This is a genomic window from Mediterraneibacter flintii (assembly GCF_055387595.1).
Window position 1 is genome coordinate 2,112,432 of the sequence record NZ_AP031405.1, and the last position, 24,466, is coordinate 2,136,897.

General features: G+C 42.4%; 20 protein-coding genes. 7 read left to right on the top strand and 13 right to left on the bottom strand.

The window, feature by feature from the left end:
• Positions 1-66: 66 nt before the first annotated feature.
• Positions 67-1,209, bottom strand: a complete 1,143-nt coding sequence (gene tgt / locus ACZ5C4_RS09985) for a tRNA guanosine(34) transglycosylase Tgt (RefSeq protein ID WP_464520858.1) — start codon at positions 1,207-1,209, stop codon at positions 67-69.
• 58 nt (positions 1,210-1,267) lie between these two features.
• Positions 1,268-2,938 (bottom strand): L,D-transpeptidase family protein, encoded by a 1,671-nt coding sequence (locus tag ACZ5C4_RS09990; protein WP_464520859.1) that lies wholly within the window; start codon positions 2,936-2,938, stop codon positions 1,268-1,270.
• A 429-nt stretch (positions 2,939-3,367) separates the two neighbouring features.
• Here ACZ5C4_RS09990 and aroC point away from each other — a divergent pair, with 429 nt between their 5' ends.
• The 4 genes from aroC to ACZ5C4_RS10010 are packed head-to-tail and all read left to right on the top strand — an operon-like array spanning position 3,368 to position 8,231.
• Positions 3,368-4,483 carry a chorismate synthase gene (gene aroC, locus ACZ5C4_RS09995; protein ID WP_464520860.1) on the top strand — a complete coding sequence of 372 codons (1,116 nt, stop codon included), beginning with the start codon at positions 3,368-3,370 and terminating at the stop codon, positions 4,481-4,483.
• Positions 4,473-5,546 (top strand): ABC transporter ATP-binding protein, encoded by a 1,074-nt coding sequence (locus ACZ5C4_RS10000; protein ID WP_464520861.1) that lies wholly within the window; start codon positions 4,473-4,475, stop codon positions 5,544-5,546. Before aroC ends, ACZ5C4_RS10000 begins: the two co-directional genes overlap by 11 nt.
• Positions 5,536-6,351, top strand: a complete 816-nt coding sequence (locus ACZ5C4_RS10005) for an ABC transporter permease (protein ID WP_464520862.1) — start codon at positions 5,536-5,538, stop codon at positions 6,349-6,351. Before ACZ5C4_RS10000 ends, ACZ5C4_RS10005 begins: the two co-directional genes overlap by 11 nt.
• On the top strand, positions 6,351-8,231 hold the full coding sequence (locus ACZ5C4_RS10010; protein ID WP_464520863.1) for an extracellular solute-binding protein: 1,881 nt from the start codon (positions 6,351-6,353) through the stop codon (positions 8,229-8,231). The genes ACZ5C4_RS10005 and ACZ5C4_RS10010 overlap by 1 nt, the downstream gene beginning before the upstream one ends.
• Before the next feature lie 392 nt (positions 8,232-8,623).
• On the opposite strand, the gene ACZ5C4_RS10015 is transcribed toward ACZ5C4_RS10010, so the two are convergent.
• Complete coding sequence (locus ACZ5C4_RS10015; RefSeq protein WP_186874384.1) at positions 8,624-8,950, bottom strand: cupin domain-containing protein; 327 nt, start codon at positions 8,948-8,950, stop codon at positions 8,624-8,626.
• A 103-nt stretch (positions 8,951-9,053) separates the two neighbouring features.
• A complete protein-coding gene (locus ACZ5C4_RS10020) occupies positions 9,054-9,947 on the bottom strand; it encodes a tyrosine-type recombinase/integrase (RefSeq protein WP_464520864.1) in 894 nt (297 codons plus the stop codon).
• A 180-nt stretch (positions 9,948-10,127) separates the two neighbouring features.
• On the opposite strand from ACZ5C4_RS10020, the gene ACZ5C4_RS10025 reads away from it, so the two are divergent.
• Complete coding sequence (locus tag ACZ5C4_RS10025) at positions 10,128-10,835, top strand: FadR/GntR family transcriptional regulator (RefSeq protein ID WP_464520865.1); 708 nt, start codon at positions 10,128-10,130, stop codon at positions 10,833-10,835.
• 97 nt (positions 10,836-10,932) lie between these two features.
• Here ACZ5C4_RS10025 and ACZ5C4_RS10030 read toward each other — a convergent pair whose 3' ends face one another.
• From ACZ5C4_RS10030 to ACZ5C4_RS10070, 9 genes are all read right to left on the bottom strand, one after another.
• Positions 10,933-11,979 (bottom strand): DUF5692 family protein, encoded by a 1,047-nt coding sequence (locus ACZ5C4_RS10030; protein ID WP_464520866.1) that lies wholly within the window; start codon positions 11,977-11,979, stop codon positions 10,933-10,935.
• 43 nt (positions 11,980-12,022) lie between these two features.
• Complete coding sequence (locus tag ACZ5C4_RS10035) at positions 12,023-12,367, bottom strand: hydrogenase maturation nickel metallochaperone HypA (protein WP_464520867.1); 345 nt, start codon at positions 12,365-12,367, stop codon at positions 12,023-12,025.
• Positions 12,360-15,077 (bottom strand): FAD-dependent oxidoreductase, encoded by a 2,718-nt coding sequence (locus ACZ5C4_RS10040; RefSeq protein WP_464520868.1) that lies wholly within the window; start codon positions 15,075-15,077, stop codon positions 12,360-12,362. The genes ACZ5C4_RS10035 and ACZ5C4_RS10040 overlap by 8 nt, the downstream gene beginning before the upstream one ends.
• Entirely contained in the window at positions 15,074-15,754 is a 681-nt protein-coding gene (hypB, locus tag ACZ5C4_RS10045) for a hydrogenase nickel incorporation protein HypB (RefSeq protein WP_186874378.1), read from the bottom strand. The genes ACZ5C4_RS10040 and hypB overlap by 4 nt, the downstream gene beginning before the upstream one ends.
• Positions 15,755-16,110: 356 nt before the next feature.
• Positions 16,111-17,292 carry a thiolase family protein gene (locus ACZ5C4_RS10050; RefSeq protein ID WP_464520869.1) on the bottom strand — a complete coding sequence of 394 codons (1,182 nt, stop codon included), beginning with the start codon at positions 17,290-17,292 and terminating at the stop codon, positions 16,111-16,113.
• A gap of 63 nt (positions 17,293-17,355) precedes the next feature.
• Positions 17,356-18,198 (bottom strand): 3-hydroxyacyl-CoA dehydrogenase family protein, encoded by an 843-nt coding sequence (locus ACZ5C4_RS10055; RefSeq protein ID WP_464520870.1) that lies wholly within the window; start codon positions 18,196-18,198, stop codon positions 17,356-17,358.
• Positions 18,199-18,294: 96 nt separating this feature from the next.
• The gene (gene fabG / locus ACZ5C4_RS10060) at positions 18,295-19,038 is read right to left on the bottom strand and encodes a 3-oxoacyl-ACP reductase FabG (RefSeq protein WP_464520871.1); all 744 of its coding nucleotides are present in this window, start codon (positions 19,036-19,038) and stop codon (positions 18,295-18,297) included.
• Positions 19,039-19,062: 24 nt separating this feature from the next.
• Positions 19,063-20,649 carry an acyl CoA:acetate/3-ketoacid CoA transferase gene (locus ACZ5C4_RS10065; protein ID WP_464520872.1) on the bottom strand — a complete coding sequence of 529 codons (1,587 nt, stop codon included), beginning with the start codon at positions 20,647-20,649 and terminating at the stop codon, positions 19,063-19,065.
• Positions 20,650-22,278, bottom strand: a complete 1,629-nt coding sequence (locus ACZ5C4_RS10070) for a class I adenylate-forming enzyme family protein (RefSeq protein ID WP_464520873.1) — start codon at positions 22,276-22,278, stop codon at positions 20,650-20,652.
• Positions 22,279-22,665: 387 nt separating this feature from the next.
• Between ACZ5C4_RS10070 and ACZ5C4_RS10075 the strand changes: the two genes are divergently transcribed.
• Entirely contained in the window at positions 22,666-22,875 is a 210-nt protein-coding gene (locus ACZ5C4_RS10075; RefSeq protein WP_464520874.1) for a hypothetical protein, read from the top strand.
• Between the two features lie 36 nt (positions 22,876-22,911).
• Positions 22,912-24,465, top strand: coding sequence for a sodium:solute symporter family protein (locus ACZ5C4_RS10080; RefSeq protein ID WP_464520875.1), 1,554 nt, complete (start codon positions 22,912-22,914; stop codon positions 24,463-24,465).
• Position 24,466: the final 1 nt, after the last annotated feature.

Genomic DNA, 24,466 nt, shown 5'->3' on the forward strand with positions numbered 1-24,466 from the left:
ACAAATTTTAGACAATCTTCAAGACCGTTTTTTATTTTATCGCTTTTTTAAGACAATTTTTATATTCTACGGTTGTTTTTCATTTTGCCTCATCATTCCGGCAAGCTTTTCTTTCTTGTATTCTTTATAATTTCCTGTCTCTATCGCCCCGCGAATTTCTTCCATCATATGATTGTAGAAATACAGATTGTGCAGTACACAAAGTCTCATTCCCAGCATCTCCTTTGCCTTTAATAAATGCCGGATATAGGCTCTGCTGTAGCTTTGGCAGGCAGGACACTGACAGTTTTCTTCGATAGGTCTGCTGTCCAGTTCATACTTTGCATTAAACAGGTTTAGCTTTCCTCTGTTTGTATAGACATGTCCATGCCGCCCATTTCTGGTCGGATACACACAGTCAAAGAAATCTACTCCCCTGTCCACTGCCTCCAGGATATTGGCCGGCGTGCCTACGCCCATCAGATAAGTAGGCTTATCCTTTGGAAGATACGGGACGACTGCATCTAGAATTCTGTACATCTCCTCATGGCTTTCCCCTACGGCAAGACCGCCTACCGCATAACCGTCCAGATTAAGCTCTGCTATCTGCTGTGCATGTGCGATTCGAATGTCTTCATAGATGCCGCCCTGGTTGATTCCGAATAATAACTGCTCAGGATTCAGTGTGTGCGACAGAGAATTCAGCCGCTTCATTTCTGTTTGGCAGCGTTTCAGCCATCTTGTCGTCCGCGCTACAGAATTTTCCATATATGTTTTATCTGCAACGCTGGAAGGGCATTCGTCAAACGCCATTGCAATGGTAGACGCCAGATTCGACTGAATCTGCATACTCTCCTCTGGCCCCATGAAAATCTTTTTCCCGTCTATGTGAGAATGAAAGTGCACGCCTTCCTCTTTGATTTTTCTTAAACCTGCAAGAGAAAATACCTGGAATCCTCCAGAGTCCGTCAGAATCGGTCTGTCCCAGTTCATAAATTTATGGAGCCCGCCTAATTTCCTGACGATTTCATCTCCCGGCCTTACATGCAGGTGATACGTATTAGAAAGCTCTACCTGTGTCCCTATCGTCCTCAGATCCTCTGTGGATACTGCTCCTTTAATAGCCGCAGCAGTTCCTACATTCATAAATACCGGCGTTTCTATCGTGCCATGCACAGTTGTAAGTCTTCCTCGTTTTGCCATTCCATCTGTTTTTATTATTTCATACATCTGTCTTATTCTCCTGTTTTTTCTGGCACATCCAAAACTATCCTTATTTGTTGCTGTCTTAGTTGTGGATGATAACCGGTGTTCCTAAAGACAACATATTGAATAGAGCTCCTGCCTGATCCAGAGGCATATTAATACAGCCGTGGGATCCCAACCCATCTTGATACAAAGTGCCGCCGAACGCAGGCTGCCAGGTAGCATCATGGAATCCGATGCCACTCCATGTCACTCTCATCCAGTATGCAACCGGCGTTTCGTACTCTGGTTTTCCTGTTGCAGGATCGATCTCTCCCACCAGGGTTTCATTTGGGCTTATTTCTAAAATAGAGTATACACCTGTGGGGGTAATTTTTTCTGGTATCGGAACCCCTGTTACCACGTCCGTCTCAAGTGCTATATTTCCGTCTACAATATACCACATATGCTGTGCAGACAGATCTACCTCCAAATAGGTTGTACCCCAGTCCTGTGCTCCATGTGCTGCCGCTGTCTGGTAGTAAGCGGGCTCCTTTGTCACAGTTTCCCCGTTTTTGATACTGTTTGTCAAAGCCTCAAATTCCGTATCTTCATCAATTGACCACCCATAGTCTCCGCCAGAAACTTCTGCAGTCTTTCCCGTCGGAGTTGTAATTGTGCGCGTAGTTCCCTGCGTATCATAGGTATCTCCAAATTCCGTCAGCCATGCCCTCACCGCGTCTGTATTAAAGGTTACATTCATATCACCGTCCACGGTAAGCCATCCAGATATCAAAGCCTTATCTACAACGACATCTTCTCCCATCGTATATGTGATGCTCGCCTTGCAGTAATTATTCATCGTATCACATGCCGCCTGTACTTCCTTTGATTCTGATGTAAACTTTGGTTCCGCATAGCAGCCTTCTTCTTTCATATCCAGCTTTGATTTAAATTCTGAGATATACGTGTGTATCTTTTCTGACAAAACCTCCATATTTACAGCTGTTCCATAAGTTTCCGGTTCTACGACAAACTTCTCGCCGTCAAACTTTGGAGTAGCAGATACAGGCTGCGTCTGCTCCACCGTTACTGGTTTTAAATTTTGTATCAATGTATTCAGCGCATCTTCATCATAAGATACATCAACAGTCACCTTTTGGGTATTTTTTCCAAAAAATGCTTTAGGCCACAAAAAACCATTCTGTTTTTTCAATGCATCCTGAATATCGGAGTTTTCTTCATATTTCAGCGAAATATCATCTCCGTCGATTATATCGGACTGGTTGTCCTTTTCCAGAATCTCCAGTTGATAATCCTTCACCTGTTCTTTCATATATGCTTCTACATCCGCCGCTGACTTTCCAGAGAAATCATGTCCGTTAATCTCTGTATTTACAAAGAAATGACTCATAAAAAATATGGAAATTCCAATATAAACAACTGCCAGTGCGCCAAGAATACTCCCACCGATAATCAACGGTTTCTTTTTGCCTTTTTTCCGTCCTGTTCCTCCGCGTCTTTTCCCTTTTTTCTCCTTTTCTTCTGATTCAGAAAAGTCATCCTCTAAATCGTCTTCTCCTAAAATTTCTATATCTTCGTATCCATCCTCTTCGTGCGCATCATACACTTCGTCTTCTTCTGCGCCGTCTACATCATCAAAGTCATCATCTAGATAATACGCTTCTTCCTGCATTTCTTTACTTTTTGACTTTGTTTTATTTTCATCTTCAGAAGTAGGTACATGTTTCCTTTTTATGTCCTTATCGCTCATATAGTAGGGCTCCTTCTCTTTTACTCAATATCTGGACACCATTATAGTACGAAACTGCAAAAAAGTACAGTATTATCTGCTTTCTTAAAACTTTCTTAAAACAATTTTACATTTTTTTCAATAAATATACATAATATCCATACAAAACTCGTTGCACCTGTGATTTTTCGCTCTTATAATTCCACTCTTGTCAACATAGGATAGTTTCTTTATAATGTGTTTGTATCAGTTCAGCCATACAGTGTGCGGGAAGCATAAAACATGCTTGCATGTTTTTGCGAGCGTACATCTGTATGAGCGAAGCGCCTGTCAATGAGTAAAACAGTGGCGGCAGCCACAATAAGCACGAAGTGCGATTTTACGAATGGCGCGGGCTGAACTGTTATATGTCTTTATTCAACATGTCTTACAGTCAGAAAGGAGTTTTCTATGAGTGGTTCTACATTTGGCAAAATATTTCGCGTTACAACCTGGGGGGAATCCCACGGTGCTGCCGTCGGGGTAATCGTAGACGGATGTCCTGCCGGCCTTTCTCTTTCGGAAGCAGATATACAGACATTTTTAGACAGACGTAAACCCGGTCAGAATAAATATACAACGAGAAGAAGTGAGGCGGATACTGTAGAAATTCTTTCCGGTGTATTTGAAGGATATACCACAGGCACCCCGATTTCCATGGTCGTGCGCAATAAAGATCAGCGTTCCCGCGACTATGGAAACATTGCTACCACGTACCGTCCGGGACATGCAGATTATCCGTTTCAAGAAAAATACGGTTTTCGTGACTACAGAGGCGGCGGACGTTCTTCCGGAAGAGAGACCATCGGAAGAGTCGCCGCAGGTGCAGTTGCTTCTCTCATATTAAGGGAGCTTGGCATTACCGTAAAAGCCTATACCAAATCCATTGGCCCCTACATAGTTGAAGCAAATGCATATCACTTTTCAGAAATTGAAGAGAATCCACTCTTCATGCCTAACAACGAAGTAGCGCAGCAAGCACAGGCCTACTTAGATACTTTGATAAAAGAGCTAAATTCCAGCGGTGGAACTATCGAATGTATCGCTAAAGGACTTCCCGCTGGAATTGGTGAACCTGTTTTTGACAAGCTTGACGCCCTTCTGGCGCAGGCAGTCATGTCCGTAGGTGCTGTCAAAGCAGTGGAAATTGGCGACGGAATCTCCGTAGCTGCCGCAGTCGGCAGTGAAAACAACGATCCCTTCTTCATGGATAAGGGGAAAGTTTCGAAACGTACCAATCATTCCGGTGGTACCCTTGGAGGAATGAGCGACGGTTCTCCTCTGGTTTTGCGCGCCAGTATAAAGCCCACCTCGTCTATTGCCCGCAAACAGCACACAGTTACCATAGACGGCCAAGACACCGAGATTTCCATACATGGACGACATGATCCTGTTATCGTGCCCCGTGCCGTAGTTGTCATTGAATCTATGACAGCAATTACCCTAACAGATCTTCTTTTGCAGAATTTATCCAGTAAAATGGAACACTTAAAAAAAGTTTATACGGAGGATAAAAATGTCGAATAAGCTGATTGACATTCAAGACATTACAAAATCCTATGACGGCACTATAGTTCTGGACAAGCTGAATCTTTATATTCGAGAAAATGAATTTCTGACTTTACTAGGACCAAGCGGTTGCGGTAAAACTACCCTATTGCGTATATTAGGAGGGTTTGAGACGCCTGACTCCGGTAATATTATTTTTGACGGTAAAAATATCAATCAACTGCCTCCCAACCGCAGGCAGTTGAACACTGTTTTTCAGAAATATGCACTGTTTTCCCATATGTCTATAGCTGAAAATATTGCTTTCGGACTAAAAATAAAGAAAAAATCCAAGGCTTATATTCAAGATAAAATTCGATACGCCCTCAAGCTCGTAAACCTAGAAGGCTATGAAGAACGTTTTGCAGATTCTCTAAGCGGCGGCCAGCAGCAGCGTATTGCAATTGCCCGCGCTATTGTCAACGAGCCAAAAGTCCTTCTTTTAGACGAACCTCTTGGCGCGCTTGATTTAAAGCTACGTCAAGATATGCAGTACGAGCTGATACGTCTAAAAAATGAACTGGGAATCACTTTTATCTATGTCACACATGATCAAGAAGAAGCGCTTACCATGTCTGATACCATTGTTGTTATGAATCAGGGATACATTCAACAAATTGGCACTCCAGAGGATATTTACAATGAACCTCAAAATGCCTTTGTAGCTGACTTTATCGGTGACAGCAACATTCTTCCTGCAACTATGGTGCAAGATAAGGTAGTCAAAATGCTAGGTTCCGTCTGGAAGTGTGTAGATGTAGGTTTTGGACGCGGCACTCCTGTTGATGCGGTGATCCGACCAGAGGATATTGACCTTGTAAAGCCTGAAGAAGGCACGATTGAAGGGGTGGTCACCCATCTGATTTTTAAGGGAGTACACTACGAAATGGAGGTTCTTGCTAATAACTATGGGCTTCTCGTACATAGTACAGACATGGTTCCTGTAGGAACAGAAGTAGGAATAAAGGTCGATCCTTTCGATATACAGATTATGAAAAAACCAGAATCAGAAGATGAGGAGGCAGTTGGAATTGAAGAGTAGGAAATTACTCGCAGGCCCGTACCTGTTCTGGTCTGTATCTTTTATTATCATCCCGCTTTTCATGGTTGTCTATTACGGACTGACCGATAAAGAAGGCGGGTTTACTCTGCTAAACCTGGCACGTATGACAACACCCGAGAACTTAAAGGCGCTCGGTCTTTCTCTGTTGCTTTCTTTTGGCAGTACTCTTATCTGCCTGCTTCTGGCCTATCCTCTTGCCATGATACTGGCGGAAAAGAAGGTACGGCAATCCAGTTTTATTGTATTGATCTTTATTTTGCCTATGTGGATGAATTTTCTTCTGCGAACGCTGGCATGGCAGAATCTTCTGGAAAAAAACGGAGTCCTCAACAATATACTGCATTTTTTTCATCTGCCGTCCCTGACGATCATCAATACTCCCTACGCAATTATATTAGGTATGGTTTACAATTTTCTTCCTTTTATGGTACTTCCTATTTATAATGTCCTCGTTAAAATTGATCGAGATGTTATCTTTGCTGCCAGAGACCTGGGTGCAAATACAATACAGACATTTACAAAAATCATATTTCCTTTGAGTCTTCCTGGCATCATCAGCGGAATTACAATGGTATTTGTTCCTTCTCTTACCACTTTTGTTATCTCTGATTTACTTGGAGGAAGTAAAATTCTGCTTATCGGCAATGTCATCGAGCAGGAATTCAAGCAAGGGAGTAACTGGAATACCGGTTCCGGACTCTCTCTCGTACTGATGATTTTTATCATCGCAAGTATGGCTCTGATCGCCAAGTATGATAAAGACGGGGAGGGAAATGCATTCTGATGAGAAATATAGCAAAAAAAATCTATCTGACACTTATCTTTCTTTTACTGTATTCCCCTATCGCCACCTTGATCGTGCTTTCCTTCAACAATACAAAAACCCGTTCAAAATGGGGCGGCTTCACCGGCAAATGGTACCTTTCTTTATTCCATAATCAAGATATTATGAACGCGTTATATACAACCTTGATTATTGCCCTCTTATCTGCTCTTATCGCTACTGTATTAGGCACTGCTGCTGCGATTGGTATGCAGGCGATGAAATCAAAAATTCGGACATTTTTTCTGGGAGTTACAAATATTCCCATGCTCAATGCAGATATTGTGACTGGAATTTCCCTGATGCTTCTATTTATCGCTCTGCGCTTCACACTCGGGTTTTCAACCATTTTGTTAGCTCATATTACATTTAATATTCCTTATGTCATATTAAGTGTACTTCCAAAATTAAAACAAACAAATAAAAATACATATGAAGCAGCGCTCGACTTAGGGGCTTCTCCTGCTTACGCGTTTTACAAGGTGGTCTTTCCTGACATACTTCCGGGTGTTTTTTCCGGATTTCTTCTGGCTTTTACTATGTCCTTAGATGATTTTGTCATTACCCATTTTACCAAGGGGCCTGGGATTGATACACTTTCTACGAAAATATACAGCGAGGTCCGGAAAGGAATTAAGCCAGAAATGTATGCACTGTCCACGCTTCTGTTTCTGACCGTACTGCTTCTTCTGATTCTTGTAAACTTTACACCGGATACACAGAAAAAAGACAAGAAAAAAAGTAGGAAAATTACACATATACACAAAATCTCCAGCCTTATATTCAAAAAGGCAGTACCGGTTCTTATGGTAATCGTCATTACAGCCGGCGGAATATTCTATCATTCCCAGAATCAGACGTCCACGCAGAATCAAGTGATTGTCTACAACTGGGGAGAATATTTAGATCCGGACGCTATCTCTATGTTTGAGAAAGAGACCGGTATTGATGTAGTATACGAAGAATATGAAACAAACGAAATCATGTATCCTAAAGTCCAGTCCGGCGCGATTGCCTATGATGTGGTCTGTCCTTCTGACTATATGGTACAACGTATGATTGAAAACGATCTGCTTTCAGAGATAAATTATAACAACATTCCCAACCTGGAATACATTGGGGATATTTATATGGAACAGTCTAAACAATTCGATCCTGAGAACAAATATTCTGTTCCCTATCTGTGGGGAACTGTTGGAATCCTCTATAACAAATCTATGGTAGATGAACCAGTCAACAGCTGGGGAATCCTTTGGGATGAAAAATATAAAGATAATATACTCATGCAGGATAGTGTCCGAGATGCTTTTGGCGTTGCTTTGAAATACTTAGGTTATTCGCTGAATTCTACGGATCTGGATGAACTAGAGGCGGCCAAAAAATTATTAATCGCCCAGAAACCTCTTGTTCAGGCATATGTCATAGATCAGGTACGTGACAAGATGATTGGGAATGAAGCAGCACTCGGAGTCATCTATTCTGGGGAAGCTCTTTACTGCCAAATGGAAAATCCCGATTTGGAATATGTAATTCCCAAAGAAGGTTCCAATCTCTGGATAGATTCCTGGGTAATTCCTAAGAATGCCAAGCACAAAGAAAATGCTGAAAAATTCATCAATTTTCTCTGCCGTCCAGACATTGCCAAAATGAATTTTGACTATATTACTTATTCCATCCCCAATACTGCCGGACGCGAACTCATAGAGGACGAATCTGTTCGAAACAGCACTATCGCTTTTCCAGACCCTTCACAGCTTACAAACTGTGAAACCTTCCAGTTCCTCGGAGATGAAAACGATACACTCTATAATCAACTATGGAGAGAAGTAAAATCCCAATAGAAAATAGAACATATAAAATTTAAGCGACAAAAAGGACGTGTGAAAGAGATGCTTTGCATCGTTCGTCAGGGCTTCGCCGAAATTCCTCACTCACGCAAAGCATCTCTTTCACACTCTCACTTTCGCCAGCTTAAGTTTATAGTTCCAGGCGGAAAAAATCGACTTCACACTGCTATGCATTTCCAATCGGAAGTAGTATAGATACTTCTAATCGGAAGTCTGTAACAACGGGAAGCCGATTCTTATTCTGTCTGAAATTATAACTTAAGCTGGCGAAAGTGTAAGCACAAGAGGGGGTGTGTTGCAAAAGTGAGGAATTTCGGCGAAGCCCTGACGAACGTTGCAATACACTCCCTCTTGCGCGGATCATTTTTGTCACTTAGTTGTATATTCTAATCATAGATTATAAGTGCCATAAACACCAATGGTTCTATCCCTGTATTTTTGAGTGCATGTCCTTTTCCATCTGGGGTATAGGTTACATCTCCTGGTTTTACAGGACGGATATTCCCATTATCATTGTACTCTCCTTCTCCTGACAGAATATAATACGTTTCACTATTCTGATGGTGTTCATGGTAGCCCAGACTGCACCCATGCTCCAAAGTCACTTCCGCATACATTTTACATTTTCCGTTTAATTCTTTCTCTCCTAAAAGACGTTTGATAATTACATGTCCTTCCCCGCCGCACATGTTTTCTACTCTTTCTATTTTCATAGATGCTCCCTCTTTTCTTATAATTTTATAACTTTCTTAATTTTAGCACTTTTTTGCATACTCTGTCCAGAGAATCTATACTATAATCCGACTCTCTGGTTTCTTATGGTTCTTCTACTTTTAGCTTTACAAGACTGTTTGCTTTCTTCTTTAAATTGTCTCGGTATCCTATTCCTCGGTAGCGCTGGATCTGTAATGTAGTGCGTCCCATCTGCTCCGCTGTCTGTTCTTTCGTTGCTCCATACGCAAAAAAATTATATGCACATGTATTTCTTACGGCCTGTGCACTGTATGGAGGAATTCCTGCCTTCTTCGTATACTTTCGCATCATACGGCTTAGATACATACTGTTCAGCCTGCGTCCGCTGCGGTTATAAAACAAGCTCTGAAATCTTTGTCGTCCCTTCATATATTTTTCTAATATGTTCCAGGCATCCTCTGGAATATAACAAGGTTCCTTTCTTCCCTGTACAATCGCATAGGTACCCTCCTCATATAAAGCGAAATTTTCTTCTGAATTTAAGGAAACAATTTCACTAGAGGATAGTCCAGCCCGATACATTAATGTCAAAATCGTATAGGCCATTCTGTCCTTTTTAGCTGCTTCAAGAAGAGCATCCATATCCTCAATTGGAATATAACGTGCAAACTTTTCATCCTTTGCCATTCCCTTCAAGTATGGATAAAAATAATCCTGAAATGTACTTCCGGCAGTTTCATCCTTTTCCGCTGTAAATACTGCAAAAGAATGTAATTCCCGAAATTTTTTTGTGGCAGTAAGTGCGCTGATTTTTCCTCTTTTTACACGTTCCTTTGAAAATTCAAAATAAGCCCTGACATCTTCTTCCTCCGTCTTTACAAATGGTTTTTCAGTAAACCGGCAAAATTCCTGTATATCAGACCAATACGAAAGCGACGTTGTTTCGCTTTTAAAATGCAGGCAAAATAATTCCCATATATTCATATTGACAAATTCATTCGCAACGTTTTGGCTCATTGTCTGCCCTCCCCCTGCCTTGTTTATATTTTTTTAAATATGTTATTTATATTATTCATACTATAACATTTATTATAAATTCTATCAATACAAATATTTTTTCTATTCTTTGTGACCTGTCTTTTCAAATATGCTATAATTTAAACGTATATTTACAAAAAATCAGCAGGAGGATTTTTTATGGAATTTCAAAAAATCAGCTCTCCTTCTCTCAAGGAGCTCTTTATAGAACAATTAGAACATATGATACTCTCCGGCAAATTAAAAATTGGAGAAAAGTTACCGCCTGAACGCCAGCTTTCTGAAATGATGCAGGTCAGTCGTGCCGTTGTAAACAGTGGAATCTCTGAGCTTGAAAAAAAGGGATTTCTGATCGTGAAGCCTCGAAGTGGAACATATGTGGCAGACTACCGGAGAAAAGGAACGCTTGATACACTGATGTCGATTATGAAGTACAACGGCGGACGCATCCGCAATGAAGAGATCCGTTCCATTTTTGAAGTCCGCATTGCATTGGATACGTTGGCTGCAAGACTGTGCATCGACCGCATTACAGATGAAGAAATCCAACTTCTTTTTGAAATTGTAGAGCATATTCACTATGCACAAACCATATCTGAGGCTATCCAATACGCCTTTGAGTTTCAGCACGAATTTGCTCTGCTCTCCAAAAATACGCTCCTGCCTTTGATATTTCAGTCCTTTCGTGCTCCTGTCTTTACCATGTGGGAACGTTTCTGTGACTTATACGGCATCCAGACACTCTACGAGAGCAATTATAAAATGTGGACATATATCCGCGACCGCGACACCGAAGGCGCTGTCGGCTGGATTGAACATTCTATGGAACAATGTATTGATGGGGAATGGAAGATCTATTACGATTAAAAGGAGAACCTTTCAGAACCGCGTCCGCTTACTTACAAAACGTCCGTTCATTCTGAAACAGGTTCTCCTCTATGATGATACAAAAATGCCGGAACATTTATTTCTGCTCTTGTGCCCTTGCTATCGCCAGCTTAAAGTCTCTCTGGTCTGTAAAGATTTCATTTTTGTATGGATTTTTCTTTTGTTCTTTTGCTCGTTTGATAATCACGGCCAGAACAATCACATTCGCTGCCAATGCCAGAATCGCGATAATTCCCTGCATCGTCGGGTCAGCAGATGTCGGCCGCGTCGCTGCGTCCATCACACCATCTGTGTATACCGAAGAAATCGTAGTAAAACGGCTTTCATCCTGAAATAGTGGAAATACCTGTGCAAACATACACCAAAGTGCCAGTGTATTGGCGCGGTTTTGTATCCACCCGCCTTTGTTCCATAACGCATTGGCAAACGTAGGAGCAAGCAAAAGAGCCAGACCGCAGTACCACGCATGTGTCGGCAGATTATTATAGGTATATTCGAAATTCCACAAATCATACGCAATGATAAAGCAAAATGTCATATCTGGCCAAAGCATATCCTTTTTGTCCCTGGAAGAATAGATTCCCCACCAGCCTGTCATACATAAAATATTCAGAATTCCGGCGATTCCATTGACCCAGTTCCACCATCCGCCGTACAGCCATACATTCTCCGAAGAAAGCCACCAGCGGTCTCCATGTTCTGCAAGCGCCATTGCGCCTCGGATACCAGACTCAAAGTCACTTACCACTGCAATCAAGATGTTGATCGCCACAATCAGAAATGGAAAGATTTTAAACCACTCTTTTTTTCCAATGCTCCATTTATATTTCAGCATCATAAAACCAATACATCCCGCCGTCGCGGCATAGAGCTTTGCATAATGAAACCAACTGTTCATATGCGTATAAGTAGGATTATTAAGAGCCCATTCGGCCCCGCTTGCTGCTCCTACATATATAGCGATAAAATATACGGTCAGCGCAGCCGGAAGAATCAGAAAACAAAAGATTCCTCCCGCCTTTGTACGCCTTGCAATTTCATTTGCCAAAATCAGCCCTGCGAATACCAAGAGCCATCCTAAAAGCTGCCAGCCAGCATTATCTCCATAAATCTGAAATAACATCTTCCTTCCTCCTTTTCTTTTCCTCTCTACCTTTTCTTCTTTGTCAACAGGCTTCTATCTCTTTGATATTAAACTCATTCCCTGTCATAAGATATGTATGCTCCCCGGCACAGTAAGGGCAGGTTTTTCCATACTTTACTGTCTCATATGTCCTGCTGCAATCCTCACAAAAAGTCACTGCCGGAATCACTTCCATTAGAAGCTCTGCCCCGTTTAACAAGTCTGACTTTTTCACCGCCCATTTCCAACAATCCTTTAGATAAGAATCTACCACACCAGAGACTTCCCCAATTTCCAATGTCACACTGGCTACTTCTTTTAGCTGGTTTTCTTCTCCTATCTTTTCCAGACTGTTGATAATATGGAATACAATTCCTAATTCATGCATTTTCTTTTCCCCTATCTTTCCTGCCGAACCTGATTTTAAATTCTCGTTTCAGCATATAGGGCAGAATTGCCTTCATCTTATCTTCCGCTTTATACATCTTGCTGCACTCTGGATGCTCTCTATAAAGATGAATTGCATCAAACTCACATTTTGTAGTACACACACCGCAGCCAATACATTTGTTTTCATCCACAATAGACGCACCGCAGCTTAGGCATCTTGCTGTCTCTGTCTTTACCTGTTCTTCTGTAAATGTTTTCTGTACATCTTTGAAGGAATATCTGGCATCTATACTTGTATCTTTTGCCGGTATCTGTCTGGAGGAGGTATCATAAGCATCTAAAACAATATTTTCTTTGTCTAACTCTTTAAACTTTCTGCGGTTTCTTCCAATCGTCAGACTGCTGTTTGGCTGTACGAAGCGATGAATGGAAATTGCCCCTTCTTTTCCCGCCGCGATCGCATCGATTGCAAATTTGGGGCCGGTATATACATCCCCACCTACAAAAATATCTGGTTCCGCTGTTTGATAGGTAAGGGCGTCCGCCACAGCGCCATTTCCTCTGCCCAACTCTACCTTAGAATCTCTTAATAAATCTCCCCACAAGATACTCTGTCCGATACTTAAAAATACATGCTCACATTCTACTGTAATCGTCTCTTTCTCATCATATTTGGGAGAAAATCTGCCTGTTTCATCAAATACACTGACACATTTTTTTAAGACAACTCCGCAGACGTTTCCTTCTTTTTGTAGTATTTCTTTTGGTCCCCATCCGCAGTTTATCTGTATATTTTCTTCCCCTGCTTCCCTTATCTCCTCAACAGAAGCCGGCATTTCCTCACGGCTTTCCAGACTAAACATGCACACTTCAAAAGCACCGCAGCGCACACTGGTTCTAGCTACATCCACCGCTACATTTCCGCCGCCGATAACAACGGTTCTTCCTTTCATTTCCGGTGTTTCTTCTGCCGCTTTTCTTAAAAAATCTACCGCTGTCATAACGCCGTTTGCATCTTCTCCCGGTATTCCCGCCATTTTTCCGCCCTGGCATCCGATTGCAATATAAAATGCCTTGTATCCCTGTGCGCGTAATTCTTCCAGCGTAATATCCCTTCCTACCTCAACGCCGCAGCGAATGTCCACGCCCATCTCTTTGATAACGTCAATTTCCGCGTCCACTACATCCTTTTCTAATTTGAAAGACGGAATCCCATAGACCAGCATGCCGCCAGGCCGTTCATTTTTCTCAAATACAGTCGGTCTATATCCTTTCTCAGCCAGATAAAACGCGCAGCTTAATCCAGCGGGGCCGGCTCCGACAATCGCGATTTTTTCTGTAAACAGCCTTCCTGTGGTCGGCGGTATAATCGGGGGAATGTATCGTTCCTTTGCATCCAGATCTTTTCTTGCAATGAACTTTTTCACTTCGTCAATTGCCACCGCTTCGTCTACCGTTCCCCTTGTACATGCATCCTCACATCTTCGGTTACAGACATGCCCGCATACCGCAGGGAATGGATTTTCTTTCTTGATCAAGGCAAGTGCTTCCTTATATCTCCCCTGTGCTGCCATCTTCAAATATCCCTGCACAGCAATGTGCGCCGGACAGGCAGTCTTACATGGAGCAGTCCCCGTATCATAGCAATTAATACGGTTGTTGTCGCGGTATTCTTCATCCCATTTTTCCGGCCCCCATTTTACACGATCCGGAAGTTCCTGTTTCGGATAGATTACAGGGCCGTCTTTCGTACAGAGCTTCTGCCCTAATTTGACAGCTCCCGCCGGACAATATTCCACACACCGCCCACATGCCACACAGTCCTCTTTCGTTACCCGCGCCACATAGGCAGAACGAGACAGATTCGGTGTATTAAAGAGTTGGGAAGTGCGCAGTGCATAGCAGACATTGACATTACAGTTACAAATAGCAAATATCTTGTTCTCTCCGTCAATATTCGTTATCTGATGGACAAAGCCGTTGTCCTCCGCCCGTTTCAGTATTTCCATCACTTCGTCATATGTAATATAGCGTCCGCCTTTATTAGTCTCCACTACATAATCTGCCATGTCTCCTACTGCGATACACCAGTCTTCCGGATCATCCGCACACCCTTCATCAAATGTCTGTCTGGACATCCTGCAGGAACAAGGACTTGCCGCATATTTACCGTCGTACTTTTTCAGCCAATGAGAAATATGTTCTATATCTGCTGACTGATTTTCCATCTCAATCGCCTTTTCTACCGGAATAACGTGCATACCAATCCCAGCTCCGCCCGGAGGCACCATTGGGGTCACCTTCTCGAGAGGCAGTCTTGACATTCGTTCAAAGAAACGTCCCAGTTCTGGATGCTTCTCAAGCTGCTCTTTATTCATATTCGTAAATTCTGCACTTCCTGGCACAAACATTGGCAGAACATACTGTTTTTCGTGCGCCGGATTCTCCCAGTTATACTCCAAAAGCCCGACAACACACATTTCATGCAGCAGGTTCTCCAGTTCCTTTTCCTCTTTTTTCGTCACTGCCGCCAGTTGCTTTAATGTCATAGGCTTACGCACCTTCATCTTGAGCGCCACCTCTGCCATCTCATCTGTCACCACACTGGCAAGGCCCCAGTATTCCGGATCCTCCACGGTCACCTTATGCCCGATTCTGTCCGTAATCATCTGCCCCAGCTTCAGAATCTTTTCTCGTCCTTCGCTCATACTTTTTCCACCTCCTTAAATATTTCTACCTCTCTTTGAAGCCATTTACACCACGCTTCTATTCCTTCCCCTGTCTTCGCAGAAACAGGAATAATTTCCGCTTTCGGATTTCTCTTTCGTATATTTTCCTTGCATCTTTCCATGTCAAAATCAAAATATGGCATTACATCGATCTTATTGATCAGTACCACATCACAGACAGAAAACATAAGCGGGTATTTTAATGGTTTGTCATCTCCCTCCGGCACACTTAGAATCATCGCATTTTTTACAGCACCTGTGTCAAATTCCGCAGGACAGACCAGATTTCCTACATTCTCCAGAATAACAAGGTCTGTGTCCTCTGCCTGAAGTCCGTCTAATCCCTGCATCGTCATATCCGCATCCAGGTGGCACATTCCACCCGTATGCAATTGAATCGTCTTTACTCCAAGTCCGGCAACTGTCTGGGCATCCACATCTGAATCAATATCCGCTTCCATAACTCCAATGCGTATTTTTTCTTTCAAATGTTCGATTGTCCGAACCAATGTCGTTGTCTTACCCGCGCCAGGTGATGCCATCAGGTTTAACAGAAACACCTTTTTTTCCTTTAATGTCGTTCTGACTTCTTCTGCTCTCCTGTCATTGTCGGCAAAAACACTCTGCTTGATCTCCAGAACTTTAAATTTTTCCATTCCTTCGCCCCTCTCCATATTGGTTATACCAGATTTTGTTACTTTTTTATCATTATACTATTACGCACAATTTTTGTCAATTATTCGAATAATTATTGTGCATTTTTCAAGTAAATTTTCGATTAATTTTTATAAAATACGAAAGTTTCATTTTTGGTATCTGGTATAACCAAATCCATATCAAATAAACCCGTTACAGCTTCTTATACGCATCATAATTTTAAATAAGAACCTTATTATGATAAGAAAACTTCCCTTGTATTATAAAAAGGTATCGGCAGTTCCTAAAACAGAATTACCGATACCTTTTCTTGTCTTATTTCGTGTTCTCTTATACTCTATACTGACTTTCTTATTTATTCACACTTTGTAAAATACATGGAGATTCCCTGTCCGCCGCCTATACACATACTGATCATGGCATCCTTTTTATCCGTCCTCATCAATTCATACAGCACTTTCACTGTCAGGATCGCTCCTGTTGCGCCAATCGGATGTCCGATAGAAATACCACCTCCATATATATTGACTTTTTCCGGATCCAGTCCCAGATCTCTTCTGACTGCATACGCCTGGCTTGCAAATGCCTCATTTATCTCAAACATATCAATGTCTTTTAGGTTAATGTCTAATTTTTCTGCCAGTTTTTCGCTGGAGAACTTCGGAGAGTATCCCATCAGCTCCGCGTCAAATCCCGCAACCGCATATCCTTCTATCTTCAACTTTGGAATAACTCCCAGCGCTTCTGCCTTTTCTTTCGCCATAACCACGACCGCAGCCGCCCCGTCATTTAAACTGGAAGAATTACCCGCGGTGACTGTTCCGTCTTTTACAAAGCAAGGCCTTAATTTTGCCAGTTTCTCTATTGTCTGTCCGTCTCTTGGCCCTTCATCTGTATCAAAAATTGTTACATTTCCTTTCCTGTCTTTTAGTTCCACTGGCAGAATCTCTTCTTTAAATTTTCCTTCTTTGATCGCCGCACAAGCACGCCGATGACTTTCCAGGGCAAATTCATCCTGTTCTTCTCTTGTCACCTGGTATTTTTGTGCCACATTTTCCGCCGTTACACCGTTATGGTTTCCATCAAGAGGCCAAGTGAGGATATCAATCACTCCGTCCTCAAACACTTTGTGTCCCATCCTCGCTCCCCAACGCGCATCCTTTACGTAATAAGGAAGCTGGGATATACTCTCTGCGCCTCCGGCAACCACTACATCCGCCTGCCCTGTCTGAATTTCCATCACAGCTTCTGCGATCGCCTGCAGGCTCGAACCACATTGGCGGTTAACGGAATATGCAGTCGTCTCTTTTGGCATTCCTGCTTTTAAGCTGATCGCTCTTGCCACAAATCCATTTTCAGCGATTTCCCCTACCTGCCCGATCACTACTTCATCTACCTCCGCCGGTTTTATTCCGGCGCGGTTTACCGCTTCTTTTACCACCATTGCCCCCATGTCAATAGCAGAAATATTTTTCAAACTTCCTCCAAAGCTTCCTACCGGAAGTCTTACTCCACTGACAATCACTACTTCTCTCATATTTCTTCTCCTTTCATTTTCCACTCTTTCGTCTATTTCTAACTGTTATTGCTTTTTTCTTTCCTATTTGTTGTATTTATAAAATCCCTGTCCGCTTTTTCTCCCCAGATGTCCTGCTTTCACCATTGTCTCAAGAAGTGGACACGGTCTGTACTTGCTGTCGTGAAAACCATTATAAAGCCCTGTCATGGTTGCCAGCATCACATCCACTCCCACAAAATCCGTCAGCTCCAATGGCCCCATGGGATGATTCGCCCCTAGCTTCATAGCATTGTCTACATCCTCTGGCTTACACCCTTCCATTACCATAAAAGCTGCTTCATTCTGCATAGGAACCAAAATACGATTCACAATAAAGCCAGGATACTCCGGTGCATCTACTACCGTCTTGCCAAGACTGACAGCAAACTCTCTGACTTTGTTGTAGGTATCCTCGTCCGTCGCAATCCCGCGGATCAATTCCGCCAGTTTCATCACTGGTGCTGGATAGAAGAAATGTACACCCATGACTTTATGAGGCCGCATCGTTGCCGCCGCCATTTCAGAAATACTAAGTCCTGAAGTATTGGAAACCAGAATTGCGTCTGCATCTGCAATCTTATCAAGCTGCTCGAAAACTGTTTTCTTTAAATCTATTTTTTCCGGCACAGCTTCCACAACGATCGCACTGCCCTTTACCGCTTCCATCTGGCTGCTGTATGATATTTTTGATAGAATCTTCTCCTTTTCGTCTTCCGTCATACTACCTTTTTCGATCTTCCGCGCAAACAATTTCTCGATATTCGACTTCGCCTTTTCTATTGCCGGTTCAAACACGTCGATATTTACGACTTCGTATCCAGCCTGCGCGCATGTCTGGGCAATTCCACTGCCCATTAGTCCTGCTCCGATTACCGAAATCTTCATTTTTCTCCTCCTGTCTGATTGTCATACCTTGTCGGCCAAAGCCCGCCTTCCCGAAGGGAATGTGTTGCGGTGCACCCTTTAGGGTATATAGTTTCCTTATACGATCATTCCACCGCCTACATTGATCACTTCTGATGTAATATAAGCCGCCTCGTCAGATGCAAGGAAGGCTACCATATTTCCTACATCTGAAGGTTTTCCTGCATATCCTGCGGGAATTCTCTTCATCATACTCTCCCATGCTGCTCCGTCATTTACTTCTTTTAACTTCAGTGTCATATCTGTTTCAATAAACCCTGGACATATCACATTGCAGGTAATACCCTTTCGTGCATTTTCTCGCGCCGCTGTCTTTGTAAGCCCCACAACGCCCGCTTTTGCCGCCGCATAATTTGCCTGTCCGACATTTCCAAGCCAGCTTCCCGACGAAATATTAATGATTCTTCCATAACCTTTCTCACGCATATATTTTACAGCTTCCTGTGTTCCATAAAAGGTTCCTGTCAAATCCACGTCAATCACTGTATTCCAGTTTTCTACCGGCATCTTATGCAGCATGCCATCCCTGTTAATTCCGGCATTATTCACCATAATATCTAACTTACCATATGTATCGATCGCAAACTGCACCATAGATTGTACTTCTTCCTGTTTTGCCACATTCACCGTATATACAGAGGCTTCTCCTCCCGTTTCTTTGATTTGTTTCACGGTTTCTTCCGCGGGAGCCATATCTGCCGCAATCACCTTTGCGCCTTCCTCCGCCAGTTTCACAGCGATTCCACGCCCAAGTCCTCTGCCTGCTCCTGTTACGATTGCTACTTTTCCTTCCAGTCTCATTTTTCTTACCTCCATTTTTTATTTTTACTTTGATTTAGCTAAAATCCTATCTTTCATTCCAACCGGCCCGTCAGAAAACAGATTTTCATCCATTCGTTTCAAATCCTTGGCTATAATCGGTGTAAAGTCCATCAAAGCGAGCACCTGTGTTTCCAAATCAATCCCCGGTGCAATTTCGATAAGCATAACACCTTCTTCCACTAGCTTAAACACAGCGCGTTCTGTCACAATGAATACCTCTTGCTTCTTCTCTCTGGATAGCTTTCCATTAAAAGAATATTGCGCTACCTGGGATACCATTTTTCGTATTTTTCCTTCCTTTACAATTGTAAGTTTATGGTCATCAAACCGAAATTCACACCCGCTTGCTGTAAATGTCCCGCAAAATACAACCTTCTTGGCATTCTGGGTAATATCAATGAAACCGCCGCAGCCCGTACACCTCGGCCCCATCTTCGTCGCATTTACATTTCCCTGCCCATCTAATTCACCAAAGCCCATAAACGTTACATCCACACCCGCGCCATTATAATAATCCATCTGTTCATGGTGTCCTATCATGGCATACAAATTCTGTCCGATTCCAAAGTCGATTCCCCCTGCCTGTACACCTCCGTATATACCTGACTCCACAGTGATCATAATATCGTCATTGATTCCTTCCTCATTGCTGATATTTCCAATCACATCATTGGGAATCCCTGTTCCTAAATTTACAACACAACCCGGATATACTTCTTCTATCGCCCTTCTGCCTATAAATTTTCTTACACTCATTGGAAGTGGCTCTATAGCATTCTGCGGCACTCTTGCCTGTCCGGAATAAGAAGGATCAAAAATCCATGAAGAGGTCTGTCTGTGGTCTACATCTGGATTTTCGCACACAACAATCCCGTCAATGAACACTCCAGGTACTGTTACCGCTTTCGGATTCAAAGTGCCTGTCTGCACGACTCTTTTTACCTGTGCAATCACCTTTCCGCCAAATCTTTTTGCCGCCAGAACCCCTGCCAGAACTTCTAGCTTCATCGCTTCTTCCTCTGTCGTGAGATTCCCCATTTCGTCACATTCTGTTCCTCGTATCAGGCAGATGTCAATTGGAATCTGTTTATAAAACATATATTCCTCTTCGTGGTATTCCATAATCTCTACAATGTCGTCCAACGCCTTTGTACGCTCATTCATTTTTCCACCTTCATAGCGGGGATCTACGAACGTTCCCAATCCCACCTTCGACATCTTCCCCGGCAGTCCACATGCCATACTTCTGTATAATTGCGCGATCTGTCCCTGGGGCAGACAGTACGCTTCTACCTTGTTGTTCGCGATCATCTCCATCCATCGAGGCTGTAGGCCCCAATGGGAACCTATAATCCGCGTCACGAGCCCTTCATGGGCAAAATGCTGTATTCCATCCTTCCGGTCGCTCTGTCCGCAGGAATGCAGCAAGGTAAGGTTTGCCGGATGTCCCGTTTCAAGATAGGAAGCTTCAATTTCTTTTAATACCGCTTCACTGGCACTGACAAGCGTCATTCCAATCGGGCACACCGTCATATTATCCTGTATGTACCCTACCGCCTCTTTTGCTGTAATAAAGTTTGCTTTTAACATTTAGTTTTCCTCCATCAATATTTTTTTAATTGCCACTTTATCCGTTTTTCCATTTGGTGTCTGTGGTATCTCCTCCACCATCTTGATTTTCACAGGTATTTTATATTTTGCCATACGTGTCTTCAAATACCTTTTGATTTTTTCTTCTGTCAAAGTATATCCTACAGCAGGCTGTATCAGCGCCGCTGCTACTTCTCCATATAATTCATCCGGTATGCCGACCACCGCATTATCCTGCACACCTTCTATTGCAGCAATCTCATTTTCCACGTCATAACACCAGATTTTTTCTCCTCCTCGGTTAATCATATTTTTCTTTCGATCCACTACATATAGGTACCCTTCTTCATTAAAATATCCTAAATCTCCTGTATACAGCCACCCATCCTCCAGGCTGTCCGACTGTTGTTTATAATAGCAATCCAGAACAACGCTTCCGCTTAGAGCAATCTCCCCCACCTCTCCTTGTAGAACTTCTTTTCGCTCCTCATTCACAATTTTGAATTTTGTTCCCGGAACAGGCAGGCCAGAGGAACCAATATATACGCTGCTGGCAGCATCATCTGGAAACACCGTCGCAGGTGAAGTCGTTTCTGTAAGCCCATAAACTGTATGGAATTTTGAATGTGGAAGCCAATTATGTAACCGCAGCAGCTTCTCCTTCGTCATATTGCTGCTTCCGCATGCAAATGATTTTAAAGCCGGAATTTCTTTTTCGTTTTCTCCCTCTTGTATAAGTAAATTAAAAACAGTTGGGGAAGCATGCAGAAAAGTAAATCCATATTTTACCGCGTCCTCTATCACCCTCTTTGCATCAAAAAATTTATGAATATGCAAGGTTCCACCCACATGAACGAATAAGCCCAATAGAGCAACGAGACCGGTAATATGATAAATCGGGGTTGCAATTACAGAAATATCTCTATCCGTAATGCCCAGCGTCCTTCTATATACTTCCACGGCATGCATTACATTATAATTTTTAAGCACTACCCCCTTACTCTGGGAAGTCGTACCTGATGTAAACATAATAATCGCCGTGTCCTCAGTCTTTCCCCTTTTGTTTCTCTTTGTTTCTTCTATGTCCGTATTACGGTTCTCCCATCCCTGAAATACCGTTTCAAACCCATATCGCTCTCCCACACCGGTCACAGTCAGCACAGTTTTTTCCGCAAATCTTTCTTTGAACCATCCTGTATAGTCTTCATCGCAGATCAAAACCTTTACTTCCGCACGCTCAATCAAAGGCAGCACCTCCGCCTTTTTAAACTTGCTCGGCAAAGGAACTGTGACCGCCCCTAGTTTTGACAGTGCTAAAAAAGCAACACAAAATTCAACACAGTTATACATAAGCAGCCCCACATGTGTTCCTTCTCTGACAGACTTTACATAATACAAAAAAGCCGCAAGTTCATCCACCTTCTCCAGAACTTCCCGATAACTGTATTTCTTTTTTCTATCATCATACAGCAGTGTTTTTTCTGCATGCTGTGAAACTGACTTTTTCAGTGCTTCATACAAATTTACGGGTAATTCCGGAAAAGTGTCGATTATCTTTTCTGCCGAAACACTTTTCTGTATCATATCTCGGGTTATTTCATTATCCCACATAGAACTTCCTTCTATCACTCTTTTTCCTCCCTCTGCATATACCTCACATTTTAAGGTCAGTCATTACGCAATCGATTTCTTTATTTTTCATCATATCAAACGCATTTTCGCAAGTCAATACACATTTCTTCTATATCTTATCGTATTTTTTTAGTTATTCTGTACATTTCACTTTTCTGTACTGCCCTCTTTTTATTTGTATATTTTTTATATATTTTATACATCATTTTTGTATATCATATACAATATGCACTCTTTTTTGTATTTATATCTTGTTTTTACCCCCCCCCTTGTGATATTATCTACTCATATTTTAGAGAAATCGATTTCGTTAATCTCCTCTCTGATTTTGTTATCGGTTTCTCTATATCAACATATTACTACATTCAGAAAGGAGACAGATCTATGAAAAAAGGTGTAAAAATAGCATTTGTAATCTTTAATATTATTTATTTCTTTATTGATTACATATTAGTCACGTTTTTACCCAACCCGATTCTTTTTGGTTGGCTGCCTTTGCAGCTATGTATACTTTTATTTTTACCTGTACCTGCTGCAATCGTCTGGGGTCTTTATTACAACGCTTTTTTCAATACCCAGGAACATGTAAAATAGGAATTTTAAACGAATGAGATAATAAGGAGGATATTTATGAACCCAGCTGTTCTTATCAGTTTAGGAATTTTAATTTATGCCGTCTTTATTGTATGGCATGGCTTTCGTTCCTTTAAATCTACCAGTGAATCTTCTGAAAAATTTTTCACTGCTGACCGAGGATTAAATCCTTTTGTTCTGTTATGTACTACATCTATTTCTGTATTCAGCGCCCTTGCATTTTACGGTGCTCCTGCCGGTATTTACAAAGACGGTATCGGTTTCTATTCTAACACCGGAGGTATGGTAGCCGGCCTGATGTTCGTAGCTCTCGGATACAGATTGTGGCTTTTAGGAAAAGAGTATGGTTTTACGACGCCAGTAGACTATCTGCGTTCCAGATATTATTCTGAAGGATATGGCCTGCTCGTTTCTATTGTCCTAGTACTTTTCATTGTTCCCTATGTTGCCATGCAGCTCATCGCTATAGGGGATGCTGTTGTCGTTACAACAGATGGACTAGTTCCCTACGTGATCGCTGTCGCTGTCGGAACGATCGTCGTATCCTTACATATTGTCGGCGGAGGTATGGGATCGGTTGCCTGGATGGATACCTTCCATATGTGCTTGGGATTCGGTACCCTAATCACATTAATTGTTTATCTGACGATGCACTATTTTCCAAATGGAGGGTTTGCCGAGGCCGTAGATATTATGAGACAGAACGGAACCTTCAGTATTCTTTCCACTCCCGGGCCAAACGGAGCTTTTGACTGGAAAGGAATAGTCGGGAACGCGCTTACCGGAGCTATTGCAACGGTTGTATGGCCTCATATTTTCATGAGAACCTTCGTTGCTTCCAGTAAGGAAAACTTCCGTCAGATGTCTTGGGCTATGCCAATTTCCTATGTGCTGGTTTATACTCCTATCGTATTAATCGGTGCAATCATTGCCCCTGCAATTTTAGGGCCTGGTTTTTCGCAGCCAGACAACATTGTTGCCGTATTATCTACACAGTACGCTCCACCGTTTATCGCATTTATCTCTCTGCTGTGTCTGTTTGCATTTGGTGTCTCTACGGCTGATTCCCTTTTGCTTTCCGCAAGTGCGATGGCCTCCAGAGATATCTATCTGCATCATGTATATGAGCTGAAGGGAAAGACATCTGACCCAAAACAAGTCGTAAAATTTGGACGTATTGTCCTTTTGATCCTTATGGTAATCACATTGATCATCGTAGCAATCCGACCAGCGTCCATTACCGACTATGCATACAAGCTTTCTTCTCCATTCTTTGCACAGATACTTCCCGCCACAATGGCAGGCCTATTCTGGAAGAAAGCTTCTAAAGAGGGTGCGATTGCAGGTACTGTCGGAGGACTCATTGTTGCAACTGTCTTTACTTTCTTTGTGACTCCTCCGCTTGGTTTTTCAGCGCTTATCTGGGCATTGGTAGCAAATACTGCTCTGCTTGTTGTCATCAGTCTGTTTACCAAGGTTCCTGAAGATGTAATTTCTAAATATCATACAAGAATTGATTCTATCATTTACTCCGGCGCAGAGCTTTCTTCTCTGACAGATGCTACTATCGCCGCTGTAAACAATAAATAAT

Bases quoted from the DNA above. Each gene is read 5' to 3' on its own strand.
- tgt (WP_464520858.1), bottom strand. From the start codon at position 1,209: ATGTATGAAATAATAAAAACAGATGGAATGGCAAAACGAGGAAGACTT.
- ACZ5C4_RS09990 (WP_464520859.1), bottom strand. From the start codon at position 2,938: ATGAGCGATAAGGACATAAAAAGGAAACATGTACCTACTTCTGAAGAT.
- aroC (WP_464520860.1), top strand. From the start codon at position 3,368: ATGAGTGGTTCTACATTTGGCAAAATATTTCGCGTTACAACCTGGGGG.
- ACZ5C4_RS10000 (WP_464520861.1), top strand. From the start codon at position 4,473: ATGTCGAATAAGCTGATTGACATTCAAGACATTACAAAATCCTATGAC.
- ACZ5C4_RS10010 (WP_464520863.1), top strand. From the start codon at position 6,351: ATGAGAAATATAGCAAAAAAAATCTATCTGACACTTATCTTTCTTTTA.
- ACZ5C4_RS10015 (WP_186874384.1), bottom strand. From the start codon at position 8,950: ATGAAAATAGAAAGAGTAGAAAACATGTGCGGCGGGGAAGGACATGTA.
- ACZ5C4_RS10020 (WP_464520864.1), bottom strand. From the start codon at position 9,947: ATGAGCCAAAACGTTGCGAATGAATTTGTCAATATGAATATATGGGAA.
- ACZ5C4_RS10025 (WP_464520865.1), top strand. From the start codon at position 10,128: ATGGAATTTCAAAAAATCAGCTCTCCTTCTCTCAAGGAGCTCTTTATA.
- ACZ5C4_RS10030 (WP_464520866.1), bottom strand. From the start codon at position 11,979: ATGTTATTTCAGATTTATGGAGATAATGCTGGCTGGCAGCTTTTAGGA.
- ACZ5C4_RS10035 (WP_464520867.1), bottom strand. From the start codon at position 12,367: ATGCATGAATTAGGAATTGTATTCCATATTATCAACAGTCTGGAAAAG.
- ACZ5C4_RS10040 (WP_464520868.1), bottom strand. From the start codon at position 15,077: ATGAGCGAAGGACGAGAAAAGATTCTGAAGCTGGGGCAGATGATTACG.
- hypB (WP_186874378.1), bottom strand. From the start codon at position 15,754: ATGGAAAAATTTAAAGTTCTGGAGATCAAGCAGAGTGTTTTTGCCGAC.
- ACZ5C4_RS10050 (WP_464520869.1), bottom strand. From the start codon at position 17,292: ATGAGAGAAGTAGTGATTGTCAGTGGAGTAAGACTTCCGGTAGGAAGC.
- ACZ5C4_RS10055 (WP_464520870.1), bottom strand. From the start codon at position 18,198: ATGAAGATTTCGGTAATCGGAGCAGGACTAATGGGCAGTGGAATTGCC.
- fabG (WP_464520871.1), bottom strand. From the start codon at position 19,038: ATGAGACTGGAAGGAAAAGTAGCAATCGTAACAGGAGCAGGCAGAGGA.
- ACZ5C4_RS10065 (WP_464520872.1), bottom strand. From the start codon at position 20,649: ATGTTAAAAGCAAACTTTATTACAGCAAAAGAGGCGGTAGGGTACATA.
- ACZ5C4_RS10075 (WP_464520874.1), top strand. From the start codon at position 22,666: ATGAAAAAAGGTGTAAAAATAGCATTTGTAATCTTTAATATTATTTAT.
- ACZ5C4_RS10080 (WP_464520875.1), top strand. From the start codon at position 22,912: ATGAACCCAGCTGTTCTTATCAGTTTAGGAATTTTAATTTATGCCGTC.